The sequence below is a fragment of the Rhizobium mayense genome, from assembly GCF_030272705.1.
In the GTDB taxonomy this organism is placed as follows: Bacteria; Pseudomonadota; Alphaproteobacteria; order Rhizobiales; family Rhizobiaceae; genus Rhizobium; species Rhizobium mayense.
In genome coordinates this window covers 107677-132030 of record NZ_JARFYM010000014.1, presented here as the reverse complement: position 1 = coordinate 132030, position 24354 = coordinate 107677, and the positions used below count along the sequence as shown (strand labels likewise).

Genomic DNA, 24354 nt, shown 5'->3' with positions numbered 1-24354 from the left:
TGCCCATTGCCAGCGATCTTGCGATGGCGCGCCGGCCCGGCGCGTCTTTTTGCGTTTCGGATTAAGCGGTGAAATGAACGGATCGTCCCGCCATCGATGCGTGACGGGCAATTCGATCAAGAGACGAACCGCGAGCCGCCGGGGCGGCCCTTGCTCACCAGCTCAGCTCAAGCTTATCGAGGCCGTGGAACTGATAGACATCCTTGACCTCGGGTGTCTTCTTAAACTTCAGGCCAGGCAGGCGTTCGAAGAGGACCGGCAGCACGACATTCAGCTCCAGCCGCGCCAACGGCGCGCCGATGCAGAAATGGATACCGGCGCCGAAGGAAAGGTTCGGTGCTTCATTACGGTCGGGCTTGAAGGTGAGGGGATCGGAGAATTTCGTGGGGTCCAGATTGGCCGCAGCCAGAATCAACGCCACCTTGTCGCCGCGCTGGAGGGAAACGCCGTCCACCTCCGCCGGCTCCAGGCACCAGCGCTCGAAGATGTGCACCGGCGCGCAGATGCGCAATGATTCCTCCACCGTACGCTCCGTCGTCGTCTCGTCCTTGAAAAGTTCGGCAGGCGTATAGCCGCTATCCAGGATGACACGGACGGAATTGCCGATCTGGTGTACCGTCGCCTCATGGCCGGCGTTGAGCAGCACGATCGTCGTCGAGACCAGCTCATCCTCGGTGAGATATTGGCCCTTGTGCTCCGTCGTGATCATATGGGTCAGAAGGTCGTCACGTGGATTGGCGCGGCGCTCGCGAATGACGGTTTTCACATAGTCGGCAAATTCCTTGGACGCCTGATCGGCGGCAAGTTCGTCTTCGCGTGTGCGGCCGAACATATACATGCGCACATAGGCATGCGACCATTTCAGCAATTGCGGTCCCATCTCTTCCGGAATGCCGATCATCCGCGCGATCATGGTGACCGGAATGACATCGGCAAAGGCCGACAGCAATTCGACTTCGCCGTCTTTTTCGAAGTTATCGATCAGCCGGTTGGCCAGCTCGGCGAGCTCCGGCTTCATCTTCTCGACATGCCGAGAAACGAAGGCGCGGTTGACGAGCGTTCTAAGCCGCGTGTGTTCCGGCGGCTCCAGTTCCAGCAGCGAATGCTGCTCCGCAAGATCGAAATTTTTCAGATGCGGCAACGGCGCGGGCTGGCCGAGTTCTTCACGGGTCGCGACATGCAGGATCTGCCGGCCGAAGCGGCGGTCGCGCAGCAGGCCGTTCACATGGTCATAGCCGATGAAATACCATCGCTTCTGCTGCTCCCAATAGAAGGTGGGACATTCGGCATGCAGGGCGGCATAAACGGCGTTCGGATTGCTGTAGAAGGCGGGATCGCGTCCATTGAGGGACAAGCGACGCGCCGCGGGATCGATGGAGAAGAGAGAAGATATGGTCATGACGACAGGCTTATCCCATCAAATCGACTGGGAAAAGACCGTTACATCCTCGACAGCGTACCGAGGCGGCGCAGCGCATGAATCTGGTCGTCGAGCGTCGGCACTAGCTCGCCGCCATTGGGATCGGGTGGCGTGTCCGTCGCCATTGCCGCTTCCGCCTCGCTAAAGACGATCGTGCAGTTGCGACCGGCGCGTTTGGCGGCGTAGAGCGCCCGATCTGCTGCCGAAACCAGCCGATCCCAGTTGGCGGTCTCGCGCAGCATGATCGCCAGACCGATGCTGACGGTCGCCGACACCAATGAGGGGCCCGCAAGAAGCGGTACCCGGCAGAACTCCGCTCGAATTGTCTCGGCAATCGCCTCCGCTTGGGCTTGGTCGTCGACGATGATGAAAGCGGTGAATTCCTCGCCACCCATGCGGCCGAACGCGCCGCTGCGGGGAATGTACTGCCGTCCGATGCGGGCGAATTCGGCAAGCACGACATCGCCCGTCTGATGGCCATAACGGTCATTGATGGCCTTGAAATGATCGAGATCGAACAACAGCGTTGCGATCTTCTGCGACTCCTTGGTGGCCTTCCCGGCAACGAGCTCGAAATAGTCCTGCAAGCCGCGCCGGTTGAGGACGCCCGTCAGTGCATCGGTGATCGAGATTGCCCGCCAGCGGCGCTCGGACCGTTCCATCAGCAATCGACCGCTGAGCGCGATGGCCGTGGTGATCAGCAGCGCGCTGCCGAGGGCGGTGTAGCCGCGATAGATCAGCGCGTCTTGCGGATTTGGTCGCAGAAGCGTCATCGATATGGCAGAGACGAAGAAAACGCAGGCGAGCGCCATGAAAACGAAGCCGAGCTGGCCGCGCACCCCCTCGCGCCGGCCCTCTGCGGGCCGAACTGCAGTGGCCAGCAGCGTCGCGCCGACAGCGCCGGCAAGGTCGTAAAGGATGACACGATTGGTGAAGCTGTCGTGAACCCACGGCAACTCGATGCCGGCAAACCAGATGGCCGGCGGCAACAGCGCCGACCATTCGAGGTTGCGCTTGTCCATCCAGCAATAGCCGGCGATCCAGGCGCTCTCGCCGAGCAAAGCGATGCCGTTGCCGAATTCGATCGACAGGATATCCGGAATGAAACCGCGCGCCGCTGCAAGCGCAAACCCGACGGCGCTTACGGTGAAGCCCAGCGCCCACATCAGATAGGCAGGCGTCTCGCGATCATGCCGCCAGGCAAAGAAAAGCACAGTCGCGAGCGTGATCGCTTCCGAACACCAGATGGTCAGTCCTGTCGTGATATTCAGCACGATATGCGTTTCTCCCTTACCGCGGCGCAGATATCGTCGGCGCAAAGGACGCGGTAACGCCTGCAATCAACTCATCATCGCCGAATAAGATGGTGAGTTCCTTAAATTGCGTGGTAAATTTTGGCTGCGGATCGGATTGATGCTGTGCCATCATCATCTGTGCTTCATCCTTCCTTCACCCTGCGGTTGGGAAAAGGAGTGGACCGCGCAGATTGCGTCGTCAAGTCTATTGGCACGGGGAAACCAGCGGTTAGAAACGCTTCCTCAATATCTACTGAGCCATAGGCCTTTTTGACGTAATCCCGTCGCGCGTCTTGAAGTACAGGGCAGTGACACTCTATGTAGGGTAAAAGGATTTTTATTCGATTCCCGGCGTTTTCGCCGTCGGGGGCAAGCTTGGTAAAGGACGCACATGAGAAATCCAGTCGATACAGCTATGGCTCTGGTGCCGATGGTTGTTGAGCAGACCAACCGCGGGGAGCGGTCTTACGACATCTATTCTCGCCTGCTGAAGGAACGCATCATCTTCCTGACCGGCCCGGTCGAAGATCAGATGGCCACGCTGGTCTGCGCCCAGCTTCTCTTCCTCGAGGCGGAAAACCCGAAGAAAGAAATCGCGCTCTACATCAATTCACCAGGCGGCGTCGTCACCGCCGGCATGGCAATCTACGACACCATGCAGTTCATCAAACCTGCCGTGTCGACGCTGTGCATCGGCCAGGCCGCGTCGATGGGGTCGCTGCTGCTCGCCGCCGGCGACAAGGACATGCGCTTTGCCACGCCGAATTCGCGCATCATGGTTCACCAACCTTCCGGCGGTTTCCAGGGGCAGGCTTCGGACATCGAGCGCCATGCTCGCGACATCATCAAGATGAAGCGCCGCCTGAATGAAGTCTATGTCAAACATTGCGGCCGTACCTACGAAGAGGTCGAGCAGACGCTCGATCGCGACCATTTCATGTCCTCCGACGAGGCCAAGGACTGGGGTCTGATCGACAAAGTGCTGACGTCTCGTACTGAAATGGAAGGTGAAACCGCCGCCTGAGTTTATCCACGGGCGGTGTCGTCTACGCCACAGTTCTATCCCATTTGTGATCGAATAGGGGTTTAATGTGGTGTAGAACACGGTAATAGTACGCATTAATGCTATGTAGTGTTTTTATGACATAGCATTCGGCATTCGAAGGGGGATTCGTTGCCACCGCAGCCCTGGCATGGGTGTCTGGGCTACGTTCAGTACCCCGAAGAGCGCCGCGATCTGCTAATGAAACGAGGGGCAGGTCCGGCGGGCGCAGTGAGTGGACCGCGATTTCAATCTGGGAATCAGCGGCGTGCTGGAAGGAAAATGACATGAGCAAAGTCAGCGGCAGCAACGGCGGCGACTCCAAGAATACCCTGTATTGTTCATTCTGCGGCAAGAGCCAGCATGAAGTCCGGAAGCTTATTGCCGGACCGACAGTCTTCATCTGCGATGAATGCGTCGAATTGTGCATGGACATCATCCGCGAGGAGAACAAGTCCTCGATGGTCAAGTCCCGTGACGGCGTGCCGACACCGCAGGACATCATCAAGGTTCTCGACGAATATGTCATCGGTCAGAGACAGGCGAAGAAGATCCTGTCGGTGGCCGTTCATAACCACTACAAGCGCCTCGCACATGCGTCCAAGAACGGCGATGTCGAACTGGCGAAGTCGAATATCATGCTCGTTGGCCCAACCGGCTGTGGCAAGACCTATCTTGCGCAGACGCTGGCCCGCATCATCGACGTGCCCTTCACCATGGCAGACGCTACGACGCTGACCGAAGCCGGTTACGTCGGTGAAGATGTCGAAAACATCATCCTGAAGCTGCTGCAGGCTGCCGACTATAATGTCGAACGCGCTCAGCGCGGCATCGTCTACATCGATGAAGTCGACAAGATTTCACGCAAGTCGGACAATCCGTCGATCACCCGCGACGTTTCGGGCGAAGGCGTGCAGCAGGCGCTGCTGAAGATCATGGAAGGCACAGTCGCTTCGGTTCCCCCGCAGGGTGGCCGCAAACATCCGCAGCAGGAATTCCTGCAGGTCGACACGACGAACATCCTGTTCATCTGTGGCGGCGCCTTTGCCGGCCTCGACAAGATCATCTCCGCCCGCGGCGAGAAGACCTCGATCGGCTTCAGCGCCGCCGTCAAGGCGCCCGATGACCGCCGCGTCGGCGAAGTGCTGCGCGAACTGGAACCGGAAGACCTGGTGAAGTTCGGCCTGATCCCGGAATTCATCGGCCGTCTGCCAGTCCTGGCGACGCTGGAAGACCTGGACGAAGATGCGCTGATCCAGATCCTGTCGGAACCCAAGAATGCGCTCGTGAAGCAATATCAGCGCCTCTTCGAGATGGAAGATGTCGAGTTGACCTTCCACGAGGATGCGCTGCGCGAAATCGCCCGCAAGGCGATCGTGCGCAAGACCGGTGCTCGCGGACTGCGGTCGATCATGGAAAAGATCCTGCTCGACACCATGTTCGATCTGCCGGCGCTGGAAGGTGTTCGCGAAGTGGTCATTTCCGAAGAGGTCGTGCGCGGCTCCGCCCGCCCGCTCTACATCTATGCCGATCGGCAGGAAGAAAAGGCCAACGCTACCGCCTGATCGCTTGATTTGCGGCCTAAATTCGGGGCTCGTCGTTGACGGGCCCCTTTCTATTTGAAAAATCGCACAGTTTGCTGATAAAGTCCGGGATAAGCCTATTGAAACGCCGACTAAACCGGTTGTGAAGAGCGCTTGCCGCGGCCATGATGGCGTGATTCCGGGTATCCTCGGCGAATATGGATTTTGTATCCGGCTTTGGTCCTCCGGGTACCGCGTTGCCGGCAGTGTTCGAGTAGCCGGGGTCCGGTGTTTGTTGTTGCGTTCCTCTTCGTGAAATGCGCGTTCCGTCGTCTGGCGGTGCGTTCTGCACGACTTGAAATAGATAATGTGAAGCTCCACTTCTAAACCAAGTGAGAGAGCCGGCTAATTCCCCCCGCCGGCAGAGAGCCCGGGAACGGGACGACGGAAAGGAAATGACATGACTAAGAAAACGTCTGCGGCAAACGAGAGCATTGCCTATCCGGTATTGCCATTGCGCGACATCGTGGTTTTTCCCCACATGATCGTGCCGCTGTTCGTCGGACGGGAGAAGTCCATCCGCGCGCTGGAAGAGGTCATGGGGTCGGACAAGCAGATCATGCTCGTCACCCAGATCAATGCCAGTGATGACGATCCCACTCCGGATGCAATCCACCGGGTCGGCACCGTAGCCAATGTGCTGCAGCTCCTGAAGCTCCCAGACGGCACCGTCAAGGTGCTGGTCGAAGGCCGGGCACGCGCAGAGATCGACGCTTATACGAGCCGCGAGGATTTTTATGAAGCCCTCGGCCATGTTCTGCATGAGCCGAACGAAGATCCGGTCGAGCTGGAAGCGCTGAGCCGCTCGGTCGTTTCGGAATTTGAGAGCTATGTAAAGCTCAACAAGAAGATTTCGCCGGAAGTGGTCGGTGCGGCCAGCCAGATCGACGATTATTCGAAGCTCGCCGATACGGTCGCTTCGCATCTGTCGATCAAGATCACCGAGAAGCAGGAGATGCTGGAGACAACCAGCGTCAAGGGCCGCCTCGAAAAGGCGCTTGGCTTCATGGAAGGCGAGATTTCGGTTCTGCAGGTCGAAAAGCGCATCCGCTCGCGCGTCAAGCGCCAGATGGAGAAGACCCAGCGCGAATACTATCTGAATGAGCAGATGAAGGCGATCCAGAAGGAGCTTGGCGACGGCGAAGAAGGCCGCGACGAGATGGCCGAACTGGAAGAGCGCATCTCCAAGACGAAGCTGTCCAAGGAAGCCAAGGAAAAGGCCGATGCGGAGCTGAAGAAGCTGCGCCAGATGAGCCCGATGTCGGCGGAAGCCACCGTCGTGCGCAACTATCTCGACTGGCTGCTGGGCATCCCCTGGCACAAGAAGTCGAAGATCAAGACCGATCTGAACAATGCCGAGAAGATTCTCGAAGCGGATCATTTCGGTCTGGACAAGGTCAAGGAGCGTATCGTCGAATATCTGGCCGTTCAGGCTCGTGCGACCAAGATCAAGGGCCCGATCCTGTGCCTCGTCGGCCCTCCGGGCGTCGGCAAGACCTCGCTCGCCCAGTCGATCGCCAAGGCGACCGGCCGTGAGTATGTCCGCATGGCGCTTGGCGGCGTCCGTGACGAAGCCGAAATCCGCGGTCACCGCCGCACCTATATCGGCTCGATGCCCGGCAAGATCATCCAGTCGATGAAGAAGGCCAAGAAGTCCAATCCGCTCTTCCTGCTCGACGAAGTCGACAAGATGGGCATGGATTTCCGCGGCGATCCGTCTTCGGCCCTGCTGGAAGTGTTGGACCCGGCGCAGAACTCGACCTTCATGGATCACTACCTGGAAGTCGAATACGATCTGTCTGACGTGATGTTCATCACGACGGCAAATACGCTGAACATCCCTGCACCGCTGATGGACCGCATGGAGATCATCCGCATCGCTGGCTACACCGAAGACGAAAAGCGTGAAATCGCCAAGCGGCACCTGCTGCCGAAGGCCATCAAGGAACATGCGCTGCAGCCGAACGAGTTTTCGGTCAGCGACGATGCCCTGATGGCGATCAGCCAGCAGTACACCCGCGAGGCCGGCGTGCGCAATTTCGAGCGCGAATTGATGAAGCTCGCCCGCAAGGCGGTCACCGAGATCATCAAGGGCAAGACCAAGTCCGTTGCCGTCACCGCTGCGAACATCGACGAGTATCTCGGCGTTCCGCGCTTCCGCCATGGTGAAGCCGAGCGCGACGATCAGGTTGGTGTCGTAACGGGTCTGGCCTGGACGGAAGTTGGCGGCGAGCTGCTGACGATCGAAGGCGTGATGATGCCGGGCAAGGGCCGTATGACGGTCACTGGCAACCTGAAGGAAGTCATGAAGGAATCGATTTCCGCGGCGGCCTCGTATGTCCGCTCGCGCGCCGTCGATTTCGGCGTCCAGCCGCCGCTCTTCGACAAGAGCGACATCCACGTGCACGTACCGGAAGGTGCGACGCCGAAGGATGGTCCCTCGGCCGGTGTCGCCATGGCGACAGCCATCGTCTCGATCATGACCGGCATCCCGGTTTCCAAGGATGTCGCCATGACCGGTGAAATCACGCTGCGCGGCCGTGTGCTGCCGATCGGCGGCCTGAAGGAAAAACTGCTTGCAGCGCTTCGCGGCGGCATCAAGAAGGTGCTGATTCCGGAGGAAAATGCCAAGGATCTGGCGGAGATTCCGGACAACGTGAAGAACAGCATGGAGATCATCCCGGTATCCCGCATGGGTGAGGTGATCAAGCATGCGCTGGTCCGCAGGCCCGAGCCGATCGAGTGGGACGGCACCGTCGAAACGCCCGTGATCGCAACGGTTGAAGGCGTCGACGATGTCGGAGCAACTATCGCTCATTAAGCGTGGTTGCGCCTCATTTGGGCCGAATTGACAAAAAACCAGAAAGACCGGCGTTTTTGCCGGTCTTTTTTTGTGAAAAGCTTTTGGCGGTGCTTGCTTTTCCTTGATTTGCAGGGCTTTTGGGGGTTGCGGCGGGCTAGAGCACTCGTATTCTGCGCCCCGCTTACAAGATGAGTCGTTTCATACCAGTAGAAAGGGGTGGAAACATGAATAAGAATGAGCTCGTGTCCGCAGTGGCCGAGAAGGCCGGTATTACGAAGGCTGACGCTACCTCCGCTGTTGACGCTGTTTTCGAGACCGTCCAGGCTGAACTGAAGAAGGGCGGCGACATTCGTCTCGCAGGTTTCGGCAGCTTCACCGTTTCCCACCGTGCAGCCACGAAGGGTCGTAACCCGTCCACCGGCGCTGAAGTTGATATCGCGGCTCGTAACGTGCCGAAGTTCACGCCCGGCAAGGGCCTGAAGGACGCCGTCAACGGCTGATCCGTTTTCACCCGCCTATCGGGGCTTTTGCCCCATGGTGGAGGATATAGGGGGTTCGAAGCATTTCGGACCCCTTTTTTGTTATCTTATGTCGCGAAGGCCACCAATGATTACCTTCGGGCAGACGTACCAAACTCTATTCGCCGCCACCGGGGCGATCGTGACCGGAGACAAGCCCGGTCGACACCACAGTTTCAAAATACTCGACCTTCAAATCGAAGGAGCGCAAAAGCTTCTGCGTGCTTGGCTTCACCACCGCATCGTCGAAATCGCATTTGCCAAAATGACCGGCGGAGGCCATGTCGGCCCAAAAGCTCATAACCACCAGCTCATTGTTCTCGCCTCGAACCTTGCGGGCGAGGGTCGCCCCCAGGTGGCCGGGAAGCAACGCCATTTCAACGAAGGTGGTGGTCTCGAGGTGCTTCGCATAGGCTGCTAGCACCTCGTCAGAGCCAGCAACGGCCCGCCAAGAACGAACGATCATATCAACTCTCTATCCAGCCTGGAGGGTGCTTATGCACCGCGACCCTGATGTTTTGTCATATACTGAAGTCGCGGAAAACAGGGCGATCAAAGCAGCGTCCGCCCTCCGTTGACCGCAAATTTCTGACCCGTGAGGAAGTCTGCCTTGTTCGAAGCGAGGAACACCACCATGTGGGCGACATCCTCCGGTGTTCCGAAATGTCTGAGCGGGGTCTGAGCGAGATACCCATCCATCGCCTGCTGCGACGCTCCGGCGTGCCGTTCGACGGGAATCCAGCCGGGGGCTATGAGATTGACGGTAATTCCCTCCGGCGCGAGTTCCCGGGCCCAGGAGCGGGTCATGGACAGCATGGCGCCTTTTGCCGACGCATAGTTTCCGAAGTAAGGATTGCCGAGTTCCGCGACCTCCGAACCGATATTAATAATTCGCCCGGACTTGCGTGCCCGCCAATCCGGCAACACGGCCTGAAGCAATTCCAGCGGCGCTTTGACGAAAAACTCGAGCTGATCGAGATGGGTCTGCCAGGATTGCTCCATCAGCGGCATTTCCGGCTGCGGTCCCGTCGCATTGTTTACTATCAGGTCGACAGGCCCTAAGGCGTCGCCGATTGCACGAAGCCCGTCGGTAAGATGAGCCTTGTCGATGACGCTGAATTTCGCCGCATGGGCTCGGCCGCCCCGTTGCCGGATCGAGTCGACCACGGCGTCCGCCCCGCGAGTATCATTCGCATAATTGACCGCTACTGCCCAACCTGCCTCCCCAAGTTCCCGCGCGATCACTGCGCCAAGTCCGCGCGAAGCGCCTGTGACGAGAGCCACTTTCATAGAACTTCCTCCTTGAATTCTGCGTTTTAGAGATAGACGGCCGCCATACATCACTTTCAGATGCCGGCCGACGGTTGACGAAATTCATGGCCGGGTCTGTACCCGGCCATTCGCCTTCCGAGAAACGCTAGCCGTTACCAGCGGTGGTGAACGTGCGCGGCAATCAGGCGCTCGTAGATCTCGCGCGTTGCCGACATAACATCGGCTGAAAGCGGCGCGAGGTCGGCGGCGGCTGCATTCCCCTTGGCCTGCTCGGCGTTGCGGGCGCCGGGGATGACGACGGTGACCGCTTCGTTCATCAAGATCCAGCGCAGCGCGAAGGCCGCCATGCTGGCGCCTGCGGGGACCAGTTTGCGCACTTCTTCGACCGCCTGCAGGCCGACTTCGAAGGGCACGCCGGCGAAGGTCTCGCCGACATCGAAGGCCTCGCCGTGGCGGTTGAAGTTGCGATGATCGTCGCTGGCGAACTTAGTGTCGCGGGTGATCTTGCCGGAAAGCAGGCCGGAGGCGAGCGGCACACGGACGATGACCGCGACGTTCCTGCGCTTGGCCTCCTTGAAGAACAGATGGTCAGGACGCTGGCGGAAGATGTTGTAGATGATCTGGATGCTGAGCACGCCGGGATATTCGATCGCCTTCAACCCCTCCTCGACTGTGGAGACACTGACGCCGTATCCCTTGATCTTGCCAGCCTTCTGCAGTTCGTCGAGGCCGGCGAAGACTTCCGGGCGATAGAAAACCTCCGTTGGCGGGCAATGCAACTGCACCAGGTCCAGGCTCTCAACGCCGAGGTTTTTCAGGCTGCGGTCGATGAAGCCTTCCAGATTGGCCTTGTTGTAGCCGTCGGCGACATGCGGGTTGAGCCGGCGGCCGGCCTTGGTCGCCACCATCGGGCGCGTGCCGCCGCGAGCCTTTAGCACGTCGGCGATGATCTTTTCCGAGCGACCGTCGCCATAGACGTCAGCGGTGTCGATGAAGGTCATGCCGGCGTCGAGAGCGGCATTCAAGGCGGCGCGGCCGTCGGCCTCGCTGACATCGCCCCAGGCGCCGCCGATCTGCCAGGCACCGAAGCCAACATCCGTAACGACAAAGGACGTGCGGCCGAAAGCATGGTGTTTCATGGGATTGTCTCCGTTCGTGATGAAATGCCAAGGCACTACCAGCCGCTCAGAGTGCGGACAAGCCTGCAGCATGTCGCGCAAAGGTGCGTAGCGGTTTTGCGATAACGACATGCGCAAAATCAAGAGCCTAGAGCGCGAGGAGCGAATCTCAGAGATCGCGATGCGCTTTAGGACGAAACTCCGGGATCGCAATTGCGTGACATAGGAGTATGACAGGAGCCGGCAATAGACGAAAGCGTTGGATGACTGATGCCGCACGGTATTCATCGAACCCGTATTTCCCTAAAAGAGGGTGCCAGATATCTGACGATGACCGGAGCTTATGCCCTCTTTCAGCTTCATCCATGCCGCTGACCTGCACCTCGGCAGCCCTTTCCAGGGGCTGGCGCTGAAGGATGCTGCTGTCGCGTCCGTCTTCGTGGAAGCCAGCCGCAAAGCTTTTTCGACACTCGTGCAGCTGGCGATCGAAAGAGAGGTCGATTTTCTGCTGATTGCCGGCGATGTCTATGATGGCGATTGGAAGGACAACAAGATCGGCCTGTTTTTCAATCGGGAAATGGCGCGGCTGGAGCGGGCTGGCATCCCGGTCTATCTGTTGCGCGGCAATCACGACGCCGCCAGCGTCATTACCAAGACGATAACACTGCCTGCCAATGTCCACGAATTCCCGACGAACAAGCCCGGCTCCGTCAAGCTGGAGGCCCTGCAGGTGGCGCTGCATGGCCAGGGCTTCGCCGAGCGCTCGGCCAACGACAATCTCGCGCTTGGCTATCCCGCGCCGGTGTCCGGCTGGTTCAATATCGGCATTCTTCATACCTCGCTCACCGGCCGCGAGCCGCATGCACCCTATGCGCCGTGCTCCGTCGACGACTTGCGGTCACGCGGTTACGACTATTGGGCGCTGGGCCATGTCCACGACTACGAGGTGGTGGCGAATGATCCGCTGGTGATCTTCCCCGGCAATCTGCAGGGCCGGAGCATTCGCGAGCGCGGCGCCAAGGGCGCTGTTCTGGTCACCGTCGAGGAGGGCCGTATCAGCAGCCACGAACGCCTGATCGTCGACGAGGCGCGGTTTGGGCAGGTCGATATCGCTGTCGATCCCGAGGACGGCCAGGCAGCGATTCTGCGCCGCGTCGAGCAGGCAGTGCAGCCGCTCGCCGATGATATGGCGGGGCGCATGATGGCGCTGCGTGTCCGGCTGTCGGGGGTTACACCGCTGCAGGGCGCTATAGCGGCCAATCGCCAGCAATGGCGCGACGAAGTCGAGGCGGCGTGCCACCGCGTGCATCAGGATGTCTGGCTGGAGAAGCTCGAACTGCGGCTGGAGCCGCCCGTCGCGAGCGCTGTTGAGGCCAACGGCACGCTCGATCTCGGCCAATTGCTCGCCGAACATGTCGGTGATGCGGATATCGTGGCGGAGGCGAATAGGCTCGTCGGTGAGATCGCAATACGCTTGCCGTCGGGCCTCGGTGCGTCGGAGCTGCCGTTGGACGATACCATCGAGATGCTGATCGAGGAGGCGCGGCAATTGCTGCTGGCGCGCGGGCAGGGGGTAGGCTGACCCATGCGCTTCAACCGGCTCCACATCCTGCGGTACGGCGCGTTGACCGACCGCACGCTCGATTTTCGCGCTGGCGCGAAGCTGCATGTCATTTATGGGCCGAACGAGGCAGGCAAGTCCTCAGCGCTCAGCGCCATTTCCGATCTGCTTTTCGGTTTTCCCGCTGCAGCCGAACAAAGCTTCCTGCATGAGCCGACGAGCCTTCGCGTCGGCGCCGCGGTCAGCTCGCGCGATGGCGCGACCCTCGCTTTCCGCCGCCGCCGTGGGCGCAAGAACACTTTGCTCGCGCCCGGCGATAAGGAGACGCCGCTTGCCGAGGATGCCCTGGCACCGTATCTCGGCCATTTGAGCCGCGATGTCTTCGAGCGTGCTTTTGGCCTCGATTCCCTCCGCTTGCGCCAGGGAGCGACGGCCATGCTGCACAGTGGCGGAGAGATCGGCAGCCTGTTGTTTTCCGCCGCCTCCGGTCTCACGGGCCTCTCTCGCTTGCGGCAGTCTCTTGAGGGCGAAGCGGACGGCATCTATGCCCAGCGGCGGTCGAAGGATCGCAGTTTCTACCGGGCGCTGGACCGTCATGACGAGGCCCGCAAGGCCGAACGTGACAATGAGCTCAAATCCGGCGACTGGAAGAAGCTGCTTTCGGAAGCCGCGGAGCTTGAGGCCGAACTGGAGCGCCTGCAGGATCAACGCCGACGGACACGACAGGCGCTCGACCAGTTACAGAGGTTGAAGACGCTGCAGCCGCTCCTGGCCGAAATCGACGGCGAGATGGCCGCTCTCGTCAGCCTCGCCGATATCTCAGTGATGCCCGACAGTTTTGCGGACCGGCTGGAGCAGGGGCTGAGCGACAAACGTTCCGCCGAGGACGAGCTGCGCCGTGCCCAGCAGCTAGCCGAACGCACCCGCGAAGAGCTGTCGTCGATTGAGATAGACGAAACGCTGGTGCGAATATCGGACGATATCACGCAGCTCTTTGCCGATACCGGCAACTACCGCAGCCAGCGACATGATCTGCCCCGCGTCGATCAGGAGTTGGCTGGCTACGACGCAGCGCTTGCACAACTCGCCCGCCGCCTGGGCTTTGCCGACGCTGGGCAGTTGGAGGAGCGGCAGCCGAGCGATGCTGACCGCGGGCGCCTCTCCGAACTGGTCGAAGAGGGCAGGCGGTTGCTTTTCCAGGGCCAGGGGATCGCGGAGCAATCGGACAGCGAGCGCAGACAATTGGCGACGCTGGAGAGAGACAGTCACTCAGGCCGCCTGATCGACCCTCGGCCCTATATTGACCAACTGGAGGCATTGGCCCGGGATCTCTCCGCTCTTGCCCGCCTGGACGGGTTGGAGACACAGATCCGCCGTATCAAGACGGACCTTCAGGAGGCCGCCGCTCGCTTGCGTCCGCCGGTTGCCGATATCGAAGCGTTCTTTACCGCGTCGCTGCCGGATAGCGCCGAGATCGTGGCGCATCGCGAAACGATCGACGCCATCCGCGGCAGTCTGCGTGAGGCCTCCGGCAAGGTGCGTGTCTATGACGAGCAGCTGGCCGAGGTCGAGCAGGCGCTGGAAGATGCCGAGCGCACGGGCCCGATCGTCACGCATGAGCAGATTGCCGAAGCCCGCGCCGTTCGCGATGTCCTGTGGCAATCGATTCGCGACGCGTTGGTGGAAGGCGGCTCGCCTTCCGATGGCCAGACGATCGCGACCTTCGCGACAAGCGTCATGGAAGCGGATCGCCTTGCCGATGCGGTATTGAGCGATGCAGAGCGGGTTTCGCGTCATGCGGACAACAAGTTGCGTCAGGCGCGGATGCGACGGGAGCGCGAAGCTGCCGCGAAGAGACTGCGAGAGCGCGAAGAATCATTGGCAAAGGCGCTTGCGGCCTTTACAGCGCTGTTTGAGCCCTCCGGTATCGCTGCCCTCGATCCGGCGACCATGCTGGAGTGGCGGCGCGCGGTTGAAGGGTTGTTCCGGGAGCGCGGCGCCCTGCGCGATCTGCTGGACCAACGGGATGAAGCTGCTCTTGCTGAAGCGGGGGTCTCGCCGGCCCTGAAGGATATTGCCGACGCCACCGGCTATAAAAGCGGCCGGCTGCCGACGGGTGCGATGGCAGAAGGATTGCGAAAACACCTCCGCCTGCTTTCGGAGCGTTGGAGCGAGAGCCGCACGCGCGAAGGTGAGATCGTCTCGGCACGCGACCGGCTGACGCGTCTCGGAGAGCAGCAGAAGGATATCGAACGCCGTCAAGCCGATTGGCGCGACGCGTTCGGCAGGGCTGTCCCGCTGTTTGGCCTTCCCGAAGATGCAACGCTGGAGATGGCGGCCGTTGCCTTGAAGGCGTGGACCGAGCTGCCGGATGTTCTGGCGGAGCACGAGAACCGCCAGCGCCGCGTCAGTGGCATGCGTCGCGACATGGCCGATTTCGAGCGTCGGCTTGCTACACTTGCCGCAACCGCCGGCTATGAACTCGATCACCTGCCGCCGGACGCCGCAGCCGAAGCGCTGCACGCTCGCGCCAATGCGGTGCATGGCGAACAGAAAAAGCGCGACCGGCTCGACGAGGAACGCCAGCAGGCGGAGGCTCAGGCTATCCGCTGTGGCGAGGCGCTTGCGACGGTGATGACTGATCTCGCCAGTCTGACAGCCGGTTTGCCGGAGGATGTCGATCTGCCGGCCTTGCTGGCCCGCCTGCGCGAGCGCGTCCGGCGGAACACACGGCTGATGGAGAGCCGAGGCCGTTTTCGCCAACAGGCCGATGGCGAGGGCGAGGATGAGATTCGCACCCAGCTCGCCGGCTTCGAGCGCGTCGCCGCCGAACTGGAGATCGAGCGGTTGACCGCCGAAGATCTCCGGCAATTCACGGCGCATGGCGAACTCATGGCGCGCTTGTCGGAAAACCAGCGCCAACGGCGCGCGCTGGAGACCGGAGTCAGCGCCGAGTACGCCGTCTTCGAGAAGCTCTCCGCCGAGCAGGAAGCCAAGGACCTGGCGCGGCAATGGGTGGTGCTAAAGCTTGCGGCACGGATGCTGGCAAGCTCGATGGAGGCCTATCGCGAGCATCAGGCCGATCCGGTCATCACGCGTGCAGGGGATTTGTTCTCGCTGCTGACCGGCAACCGCTTCGCGCGACTGGTCGAGGAACATGACGAAAAGGACATTCTGCAATTGCTGGCAGAGCGCTCAGGCGGCGAGCGCGTGCCGCTGGAGGGCCTGAGCGAGGGCACCGGCGATCAGCTTTATCTCGCCTTGCGGCTCGCCTTTCTGGAGGATTATTCGTCCCGCAACGAGCCGGCGCCACTGATCGTCGACGACATCTTCCAGACCTTCGATGATGATCGCGCAAGTGCTGGCCTCAAGGCGCTCGCCGGCACGGCGGAGCGTTTTCAGACCATTTTGTTCACCCATGAAATGAGCCTGGTCGAGATTGCCAAACGAGAGATCGGCAAGGACCTGGATCTGATCCACCTGTAAGCCTGGGACATCAGATGTTGTCGCTTGGATGACGTCATCGGATGGCATAGGCTGACGGCAGAGAGCAAGCGCCGTAAGTGCTGCGCTGGTAGAAGCAGGAGAAACGCCGTGGACATCAAGCCCAATGGATCGCGCCCGTCCTTCAATGCGCCGGCCGAATATTTCACCGGTAGCGTCCGTCAGGAACCATTGATGCAGGCGCAGGCACCGGCCCGCGTGCAGGTCGTCAACGTCAGCTTCGATGCAGGCGCCCGCACGGCCTGGCATACGCATCCCTTTGGCCAGACGCTGGTGGTGACTTCAGGCAAAGGCCTTGCGCAGAGCTGGGGCGGCGAAATCCGGGAAATCAACGCCGGGGATGTCCTCTGGTTTGCGCCGGGTGAAAAACACTGGCACGGCGCCGGGCCGAACACCGCGCTGACGCATATCGCCATTCAGGAAATGCAGGACGGCAAAGCCGCCGACTGGATGGAATATGTAACCGACGACCAGTATCGCGGATAAAAGCGGAACGACTCCTGCGGTTTGCATAGGCGGCAGCTCTTTCACGTTGCGACGGTGGCTGCGACCATCACATCGATGGAATGCGCAGCTTCGTTGCGATCAAGATCTTCGGGTCCGATTTATCGCGGCTATACGCTGGATTGATCGCCCGGTCCTCAAAGGTCTGGGTCCCGTGCAACCGGCGCAGATTGTCCTTTTCGCGTTCAAATCGCTTTTTCCGCTCTCCCGATTTGTCCGATCCTCGTGAAACCGATTCATGGTGATAGAGGCAGGCGAACGGTGTCCAGATGATGCGGAAACCGGCTTCGTGGGCGCGCAGGCAATAGTCGACGTCATTATAGGCGACGGCGAAATTCTCTTCATCGAATGTGCCGATCGCTTCGGCGCAGTCGCCAGAAATCAACATGACCGCGCCGGTCACACAGGTCATCGAATTGCGGACATGCAGCCGGTTCATCGGGCCGCCGAAGTCCTTGGGCTTGTTTCCATACCAATGACCCGCCAGCCCGCCGAAGCCGACGATGACGCCGGCATGCTGGATCTTGTCGTTCGGATAGAGAAGCTTGGCGCCGACAATCCCGGTTCCCTCGTAGGCGAGACAGGCCACCATCTCTTTCAGCCAGTCCGGATCGATAATTTCGACGTCGTTGTTGAGGATGAGATAGTGCTCACCCTTGGCTGCGCTTAGACCGCGGTTGACCGACCGAGAGAAATTAAAGGGTTCCGGTGTGATCGAAGCCGAAAACGCGGGCTGCGTTTTGCGGTAGTGCTCGTAAAGATCCAGGACGTTTTTGTCCGAAGAGCCGTTGTCGATGACAAGTACTTCGAAATTGGCATAGTCCGTTCGCTCGAAGATATCCTTCAGCACCCGGGAAATCAGGTCGAAACTATCCTTGCTCGGAATAATGATGGAAATCTTCGGCCATGAAGTCTCCGGGTGCTCGAACACCACCCGATGCAGGGTTTTTGTCAGTGCCTCCTCGACGCGGATGGGCTGCCGTTGGCGCTCAAAGCAGTCGACAAGGGCTTTTCTTGCATTGGCCGTCGCGGCATCCATGAATTTTCGCGAATAGGTGCGGCCGTTGCGCCTCCACCAATAGGCGGGGTAGGGCAGATGAAGGATCGTGTTGTCGGGCAATCCTTCCAGATAGCGCAGCAGCAGGTCATAATCCTGCGAGCCGTCATATCCGGTGCGGATATTACCGATCTCCTGTAGTCGGCTGCGGCGGTAGATGGAGAAATGGTTGATGTAATTGACGCCCGTCAGCAGAACCGGGTCATAGGCGGGCTTCAACATTAGACCCGTGGGCTTTAGCGTGTCGTCGACAACCAGTTCGTCGGTATAAAGGAAGTTCGCATTCGGATTCTGCTCGAACGTATGCCGCACGACCTTGAAGGCATGGGGAGCTATGACGTCGTCATGGTCCAGCAGAGCGATCCACAGGCCGCGCGCGTGCAGAAGTCCGGCATTTGTGGCGGCCGCTATTCCACCGTTCTTCTCGTTCAGAATGAAGCGAATAGTGTCTTTCGGTCTCCGCGTCTCATACCATCGCCGAGTTTCCGGCGAGGTCGATCCGTCGTCGCTCAGAATAAGCTCCGTACCCTCTTCGTTTTGTGCTTCGAAGGATCTTACGAGATCGTCGAGATACCGAGACGGCGCGTTGTAGACCGGAACGACAACGCTCAGCCACATTCCCGCCGTCGAAGAAATAGGCGCGGCAGCGAGGTCGGCGGCAAGCCGATAGCTCGCCTCCGCATGTTGTATCGCCGCGCTCGGCGAGCGCTTTCCGAAGGCGAGCTTCGGCATCTTCGTCCAAAATTGCGCCAGTTTACCGAGATCGACGCGTTCCGCTTCCCCATGTGCGCCGAGCAGAGTTGAAATATGCTTCTCGGCCGATTGCGCTGAAGAAAATGCCGCAACGTCGAAGCTGAACGTGGTTGGGAAGCTGGCCGGGTCGGCGCGCAGGGAGCAGATGGTGCCGACCGCTCCCACGTCGGCTGTGATGATAAAGCGGCGTCCTGCCGACAGCGTGACCGCATCCTTTTCCCGGAATCCGCGACCGCGATTGACATAGAATTTCGGGTCGATGGCTTCATCGGTGCCGGCTATATGAACGACGACGAGCCTTTTCCGGACAGGCGGGAACCGAATTTCGAAGGCGGGATCATCACCAAGGGATTTCCAAAGATTGGAATGGGCGCCGGGAGAAATCTCTCGTTCAAGATCGTCGTTGGGTAAAATCTTAAGTCTCATTGATTTCTCGATATCCAAATTCCAGCCGCGAATAGTGTCACCCTGGCCGGCCATCAAGCCATATCACCGAGCCCATCGAAACGTATGCCTGGAAATGCCAGTGTCGCGCTTTGCCGCATTTTTTCTATCGACTGTTGTGTGGCATTGCGCGCGACAATTCGCCGGTCTCCATCCTCCACAAGCTGATCGACGGCCATCAGCCATTCCTCCATTGTGTTGCCGATGTGAATTTCTCCGGCAACGGCACAGCGTGCAAATGTCGCGCATCGGGAAAATATCGCGGCGGCTCCCATGCGGCTTATGTCGATCCGCTTGGTATCTGCCCGGCTGTCATTGGTCCTTCCCGCCAGGAGCGGCGTCAAGGCGATGTCGGCGCCATGATCCGTGGTCCTCGCGAGATAGGACGACCACGGCAATTGCGGGCTTATCTTCATTCTGCTGGAGTCAATGTCCTGACGACGCCATTGGCGTGCGAGCTTGCCATCGGCAAAAACCTCGAAATGCAAATTTTCATGCTTGCGCATTGCCGAGTTGACGATCGGCATCAGGAATTCGTGCTCGTGGCGGTGAATACCCGTGGCATGATAGACCATCTTCAGCGTCGCAGTCGTTGCGCTGCTGATCTCGGCTGATTCCCGGGTGCGTTCTGCCGGCATCGGGGCCAGGATCTCGACCCTGTGACCGGCATTGGCCAGCGTGCCCGCCAGGGCCTCCGTGGATACCCATAGATGGGTCAGCAACCGATTGAGGCGCGGGAGAGGCCGGATGGCGAGATTGAGCAGTCTGAATTTATAGGGCCAACCGGCTTCGTCGCCCGCGACGAGGGCGGGAATATCATCGTCGATGAAATAGGCTACGCCCGCCAGGTTGTCGCGCCAGTGCTCCAGCCAGCGCAATTGCGGTTCCTTGATGTAGCGGCAAATGATGACAAATAACCCTTCGCCATCGACATCGTCCAATCTGTCGTCGAGGCCCCTCATGAAGATCGGGACATTGGCAAGAGCTTTGGTTCGCTCATCCAGATAGTAGCTCGCGCTGGGATTAGGGTGTCGCGACAGGATGAGAAGCTGTTTCGCAGCAGGGGCAATACCATCAGGGGATGTGGCAGAAGGTTGCGGCCTTGGTATCAATCCGTAGATGATGTCGCGCAGAGTTTGCATGGGTGACCGACCGAGCGCGATTAGCCTAGACGATTTCGCACGGTCGTCAGCAGGCCGAAGACAATGCCCCAAATTGCCAAGGACGCTGCGAAAATGCCGCCGATCCAGAGTGCCCGTTTGGGATATTCCGCTTCACCCGGCAGGTTCGGCGCAAGAAACGTGTCGAGATAGAGGAGCTGTTGCTTGCTGACAAACTGCACTTGCTCCAGCGTTTTCATACTCGCGGCGAACTGCTGTTCGGCCAGGCTTTGCTCCAGTTCTCGCTGAGACATATCGACCGATACGTCGGCGAGGTTCTGCTCGGATTTATTTTGTCCCGCCACCTGGCTGTTCAGATCCTCCAGCTGCTTTTCCTTGCTGTCGATTTGGCGCTTCAGAACCTTCATCTGTGGCGCAGTCGGCGATACCGTTGCGAGAAGCGCGTCATATTTTTGCTGAAGGTTGATTTTGTCGGTCTGCACGCTCGTGATCAAACTGGTGAGAATTGCCGATGATCCCTCGACGCTGAGGACGCCCGTTTGATTGCGGGCGAGCTGAAGCTGCTCCCGTGTTTTCTGCAATTGATTCTTCGCATTGTCCAAATTGGTTTGAGCGGTGGTGAGGACGTCGCGCCACATGCGGTTGTTGACGTCGTTGACCACGGCTTCGGAAGCCGCAACGACTTCCGTCAATATCTTTTGCGCGTCGGCAGCCGAAAAGGCGCGGACCTTCACGTTCACGATACCGCTGTTGGCATCGATTTTGACCGAAACCATATCCTCCCAGTAGTCGAGCATCTTCTCCGACGTCGCGTCCTGCTTCAGCCTCGCGAGCGGATCGATCGTCGGGTTTCCATAGAGTTTCTGGAAGTCGACCTTGTCCCGGAGAGCGGCCACCATATCCTTGCTGGTGATGAAATTGGTGACGATCAGCGTATTCTGAATAATTTCAGCCGATGGCAGGCCGGTTATCTTGGTCAGCTGATCTTTCCCGAGCGCCGGCGTCGATGACCGGACGGTAAAGCGTGTTTCGGACTGGTATTGATCCGAGGCAATGCGCGTGAAGTAATAGATCGAAGCGGCGTTCGGAATGACGAGCAGCAATACCGTCAGAACCAGTATCGCCCAGCCAATAACCTGCTCCAGGGGGCGGGGGCGCAGTCCGACTACTTTGTAAAGCTGGCTTCGCTTTGATGTCGAAAAACGCAATTTGCGCGCAGTCACCGACAGTTTCGCGGCAACATCGCGGCTGTGCTGGATCGCAGTCAGCTGAACAGTTTCAGACGTCTTTCCGGTATCGTGAGCCATGTTGGACCTAATTGCCAATCCGTCGCATCTTATCTGTTCAATCTGTAGTATGCTTCGATGGCCTGTTCGACCTTGTCGAAAATCATGAGTCTGCCGTCGACAAGCACCATCCCCTTGTCGCAATGCTTTTTGATCATGCTCATGCTATGCGAGATCATGATGATGTCGGAATATTTTCGCCGACTCTCAAATGCGGCTCGACAGCGTTCCTGGAACCGGGCATCGCCCACGGCCAGAACCTCGTCGACAAGATAGCAGTCGAATTCGATAGCCATGGAGAGCCCGAAGGCCAAGCGGGCGGCCATGCCGGAAGAATAGGTGCGCACCGGCGCATTGATATAGTCGCCAAGTTCGGCGAACTCTTCGACAAAACGGGAGACTCGCCTGACATCCTCCCCATAGGCGCGGGCGACAAAATGAAGATTCGCGCGGCCGGTCATAAGGGGATTGAAGCCGCTGGAGAGGCCCAATGGCCAGGAGACCCGAACGTCTTTGGTGATCTTGCCTGAATTCGCCAGCATCGTGCCGGCGATCATCCGCATTGTCGTCGATTTTCCAGCGCCGTTCACGCCGAGCAGGCCGTAGGAATAGCCGGACATGAATTCGCAGGTCACGCGGTCCAGGATTACCTTTTTGCTGTTTTGCGTCTTGAAGTATTTCGACACGTTCTTGAAGCGGATCATCACGCATCTCTCGCTTATATCTGATGATCCTGCACGGACGCCCATATCAGTGAGAGGGTCGCCCAGAGAATGAACAAGCCAAGCAATATGATGAGTGGCGTGGTGATCCGATGCGGAAAGACAGCTTCGTCCGGAAGCTTCGGGTTCACGAATACAGCTAGGTAAAGCGTCTTTCGAAGTGCTTCGGCAAGCACGGCGTCGTAGTTCCTCTGCGAAGCCTCATAGAGCTTTTCCGCAATCACCCGATCTGTGTCGAGCCTGGAATATTCCAGCAGTGCTTTGGCCAGACTCGCATTTTCCGGCCCGGTTAATTCCGATTTCTTTTTGTCGATCTGGGCATCAAGGCTTTGCAGAGCAAGGGCCAGTTGCTGGTAGGTCGGAGAACCCTCCGCATGCGACTGTTTCATCACGAAAAGGCGCGTTTCGAATTCGAGCTTCTGCGCAAGCAGTCCTGTCAGCAGCGTGCTGCTGTCCTTGGCTTGCGCCTCTGGACTGAGCAGCCCGGATTGATGCTGAAATTGGTTGAGCGCGGTCAGGGTGTCGGCATAGGTCTTCCCGCTTTTCTCGACATCCGCCTGCATGCTTTGCACGATGTCGTTGCGCGCGCGCTGCGAGAGCTCGTTGATCAATGCCTCGCTCTCCTGGATGATGGCGTTGGAGAGCTTTACGGAATCGTCGGGCGTGAACGCGCGCACCTTCAACGTGATGATACCGGAGGAGACATCGATGTAGGCACTGACGTGGTTTTGCCAATAGTCCAGAAATTTCTCGTCGGAGTCCGACGAGCGGAATCGAGACAGGATATCCGCATCGTCCCGCGCGAACATCGATCGATAGTCGAGCTTCTCGCCGATCCGTTTGAGGATCTCCGTCGAGCGAACGAAGCTCGTAACGACGTAAGCATCCTGTGTGGCTGAACGCATATTGAGTAGGCCCGCCGACCCGCCGCCATTGTCGGATCCGCTCTTGTCGTCCGAACTGGCGCCGGAAAGGGCACGAACGGCGAAGCGGGCTTCGGCGACATACTGATCCGAAGCGACGAAGACGTAATAAATCACGCTCGCCAGAAACGGCAGGATGACCAACAATAAAAAGATGACGAACCGAAGCGGCGGCTTGCCGCCGGATTGGGGCACGGGTTCCTGTGTGCCGGGAACCGGTATATATTTGATGTCTTCCAGATCATTGTTCTGGCGCCGTTCGGGCACCCTTCGCCGAAACAGTGACGGCAAGAGATGTCGCGCCGGCTTTACCCGCGGAGACCGCTGATCGACCGTCTCTTCAATGGCTATTTTGGGCATATCGGCTTGCATTTGTGTTTCGCAATTCCGGCGCGCTCGGTCTCATCGCCTCACGCACATAATGATCAAAAATAAGGTCTTCCTCGAGCATTAGCTCGGCAATATGCAGTGAGCGCAATCTCGCCGCGACGTCCTCCAGAGCGGTGTGCCGGGAGAGCAGCGGAAGATCGCCTATGGAAATGCCGAGCAGCTCGCCAATCGCGTCTTGGAAATGAAGGCTGTCGGCATCATGCCCGACAATGGTGAAACGTGAGAGGAGGTCGATTGCCGCAGCAACGTCGCCACGCGTGGCTAGTTGCTCCGGAGTTGTGGCGACCAGTTGGCGGGTAACGGGGGATACCAGAACGTTTCTGACGTTCTGCGATGCTTTCTTGAGCGCCGATTTAAGGGACGCCTCACTTTCGAGATTGACCTCAGCAAAGTGTTCCGCCGCCGGTGCCAGGATGATCCTATCCCGGTCGCCAAAGAATGAGATCTGGGTTTTTGCCATTCGCTTCAAAAGAAATATGCGCAGGGCCAATTCATAATAGGGGTCCGTGAGCAGAACGATGGCCTTGAACCCCTTGTCGAGGAACTCCTCGTAGTTCCGCAGCAGCAGGCGCCCACTGATATAGATCGACTGGATGGCGTTGAGATGGAAGGCCTGAAGCGCGGTTTCATGGCCGAAACGCTCTACGGACGGCAGCTCATATTGGAAATGGCGCCCGCAGTGATAATCGAATTTGACCATCGGCAGGAGCTGTGTTTCCAGGCGCAGGATCTTCAGCGGGACCGGTTGCGACACTTGCGGCCGGCGATAAATCAACAATCCCGACTTGGCGTCGTGGATCGTGAGTGTGCTTCGCTTGGCAATGTCGGGAATGATCGTCGTGTCCAATTTGAACCCGACCCGCCCGTTCTCGTGTCGACCTGAGTCGACAACCGCCTGTTTGATCTGATCGCAGGGCAAGACCATCAGCTCGCCATCCGCATCCGATACCCTGATATGCGGCAGATCGGAAAATCCGTCCGGAATGAGATAGCCTTCCAGAACCGTACCCCGATCATATTCGAGATTAAACAGCACGG

19 protein-coding genes are annotated in these 24354 nt (G+C 59.1%); 7 read left to right on the top strand and 12 right to left on the bottom strand.

Going from position 1 to position 24354, the window contains the following annotated elements; all coding sequences use genetic code 11:
- Nucleotides 1-154 precede the first annotated feature (154 nt).
- The 3 genes from PY649_RS18445 to PY649_RS18435 are packed head-to-tail and all read right to left on the bottom strand — an operon-like array spanning nucleotide 155 to nucleotide 2851.
- The gene (locus tag PY649_RS18445; RefSeq protein WP_285870044.1) at nucleotides 155-1399 is read right to left on the bottom strand and encodes a cytochrome P450; all 1245 of its coding nucleotides are present in this window, start codon (nucleotides 1397-1399) and stop codon (nucleotides 155-157) included.
- Nucleotides 1400-1440: 41 nt separating this feature from the next.
- Nucleotides 1441-2694, bottom strand: coding sequence for a GGDEF domain-containing protein (locus PY649_RS18440; RefSeq protein WP_285870043.1), 1254 nt, complete (start codon nucleotides 2692-2694; stop codon nucleotides 1441-1443).
- 16 nt (nucleotides 2695-2710) lie between these two features.
- Nucleotides 2711-2851 (bottom strand): hypothetical protein, encoded by a 141-nt coding sequence (locus PY649_RS18435; protein ID WP_285870042.1) that lies wholly within the window; start codon nucleotides 2849-2851, stop codon nucleotides 2711-2713.
- 255 nt (nucleotides 2852-3106) lie between these two features.
- Here PY649_RS18435 and clpP point away from each other — a divergent pair, with 255 nt between their 5' ends.
- The 4 genes from clpP to hupB all read left to right on the top strand — a co-directional run bounded on the left by clpP (nucleotide 3107) and on the right by hupB (nucleotide 8643).
- Nucleotides 3107-3739, top strand: a complete 633-nt coding sequence (clpP, locus tag PY649_RS18430; protein ID WP_120703825.1) for an ATP-dependent Clp endopeptidase proteolytic subunit ClpP — start codon at nucleotides 3107-3109, stop codon at nucleotides 3737-3739.
- Nucleotides 3740-4044: 305 nt separating this feature from the next.
- Nucleotides 4045-5322, top strand: a complete 1278-nt coding sequence (gene clpX / locus PY649_RS18425) for an ATP-dependent Clp protease ATP-binding subunit ClpX (RefSeq protein ID WP_028753990.1) — start codon at nucleotides 4045-4047, stop codon at nucleotides 5320-5322.
- A gap of 418 nt (nucleotides 5323-5740) precedes the next feature.
- A complete protein-coding gene (lon, locus tag PY649_RS18420; RefSeq protein ID WP_285870041.1) occupies nucleotides 5741-8161 on the top strand; it encodes an endopeptidase La in 2421 nt (806 codons plus the stop codon).
- Between the two features lie 206 nt (nucleotides 8162-8367).
- Entirely contained in the window at nucleotides 8368-8643 is a 276-nt protein-coding gene (gene hupB / locus PY649_RS18415; RefSeq protein ID WP_285870040.1) for a DNA-binding protein HupB, read from the top strand.
- Between the two features lie 136 nt (nucleotides 8644-8779).
- Here the strand turns inward: hupB and PY649_RS18410 are convergent, their stop codons facing one another.
- The 3 genes from PY649_RS18410 to PY649_RS18400 all read right to left on the bottom strand — a co-directional run bounded on the left by PY649_RS18410 (nucleotide 8780) and on the right by PY649_RS18400 (nucleotide 11072).
- Nucleotides 8780-9127 (bottom strand): hypothetical protein, encoded by a 348-nt coding sequence (locus PY649_RS18410; protein ID WP_285870039.1) that lies wholly within the window; start codon nucleotides 9125-9127, stop codon nucleotides 8780-8782.
- A gap of 86 nt (nucleotides 9128-9213) precedes the next feature.
- A complete protein-coding gene (locus tag PY649_RS18405) occupies nucleotides 9214-9951 on the bottom strand; it encodes an SDR family oxidoreductase (protein WP_285870038.1) in 738 nt (245 codons plus the stop codon).
- A gap of 134 nt (nucleotides 9952-10085) precedes the next feature.
- Complete coding sequence (locus PY649_RS18400) at nucleotides 10086-11072, bottom strand: aldo/keto reductase (protein WP_285870037.1); 987 nt, start codon at nucleotides 11070-11072, stop codon at nucleotides 10086-10088.
- Nucleotides 11073-11394: 322 nt separating this feature from the next.
- Between PY649_RS18400 and PY649_RS18395 the strand changes: the two genes are divergently transcribed.
- The 3 genes from PY649_RS18395 (at nucleotide 11395) to PY649_RS18385 (ending at nucleotide 16602) form a co-directional block, all read left to right on the top strand.
- Entirely contained in the window at nucleotides 11395-12633 is a 1239-nt protein-coding gene (locus PY649_RS18395; RefSeq protein ID WP_285870036.1) for a metallophosphoesterase family protein, read from the top strand.
- A 3-nt stretch (nucleotides 12634-12636) separates the two neighbouring features.
- Nucleotides 12637-16098 carry an ATP-binding protein gene (locus PY649_RS18390; protein WP_285870035.1) on the top strand — a complete coding sequence of 1154 codons (3462 nt, stop codon included), beginning with the start codon at nucleotides 12637-12639 and terminating at the stop codon, nucleotides 16096-16098.
- A 108-nt stretch (nucleotides 16099-16206) separates the two neighbouring features.
- On the top strand, nucleotides 16207-16602 hold the full coding sequence (locus tag PY649_RS18385; RefSeq protein WP_285870034.1) for a (R)-mandelonitrile lyase: 396 nt from the start codon (nucleotides 16207-16209) through the stop codon (nucleotides 16600-16602).
- A 67-nt stretch (nucleotides 16603-16669) separates the two neighbouring features.
- Here the strand turns inward: PY649_RS18385 and PY649_RS18380 are convergent, their stop codons facing one another.
- From PY649_RS18380 to PY649_RS18355, 6 genes are read right to left on the bottom strand one after another with little or no spacing between them, the layout of a single operon-like run.
- Nucleotides 16670-18856 (bottom strand): glycosyltransferase family 2 protein, encoded by a 2187-nt coding sequence (locus PY649_RS18380; protein ID WP_285870033.1) that lies wholly within the window; start codon nucleotides 18854-18856, stop codon nucleotides 16670-16672.
- A 53-nt stretch (nucleotides 18857-18909) separates the two neighbouring features.
- The gene (locus tag PY649_RS18375; protein WP_285870032.1) at nucleotides 18910-20016 is read right to left on the bottom strand and encodes a hypothetical protein; all 1107 of its coding nucleotides are present in this window, start codon (nucleotides 20014-20016) and stop codon (nucleotides 18910-18912) included.
- A 20-nt stretch (nucleotides 20017-20036) separates the two neighbouring features.
- On the bottom strand, nucleotides 20037-21302 hold the full coding sequence (locus tag PY649_RS18370; RefSeq protein WP_285870031.1) for a KpsE/RkpR family capsule polysaccharide export protein: 1266 nt from the start codon (nucleotides 21300-21302) through the stop codon (nucleotides 20037-20039).
- A gap of 29 nt (nucleotides 21303-21331) precedes the next feature.
- Entirely contained in the window at nucleotides 21332-21985 is a 654-nt protein-coding gene (locus PY649_RS18365) for an ABC transporter ATP-binding protein (protein WP_285870030.1), read from the bottom strand.
- A gap of 14 nt (nucleotides 21986-21999) precedes the next feature.
- Nucleotides 22000-23286, bottom strand: a complete 1287-nt coding sequence (locus tag PY649_RS18360; protein WP_285870029.1) for a KpsE/RkpR family capsule polysaccharide export protein — start codon at nucleotides 23284-23286, stop codon at nucleotides 22000-22002.
- Nucleotides 23267-24352: a hypothetical protein gene (locus tag PY649_RS18355; RefSeq protein WP_285870028.1), complete on the bottom strand. Its 1086-nt coding sequence runs from the start codon at nucleotides 24350-24352 to the stop codon at nucleotides 23267-23269. The genes PY649_RS18360 and PY649_RS18355 overlap by 20 nt, the downstream gene beginning before the upstream one ends.
- Nucleotides 24353-24354 lie beyond the last annotated feature (2 nt).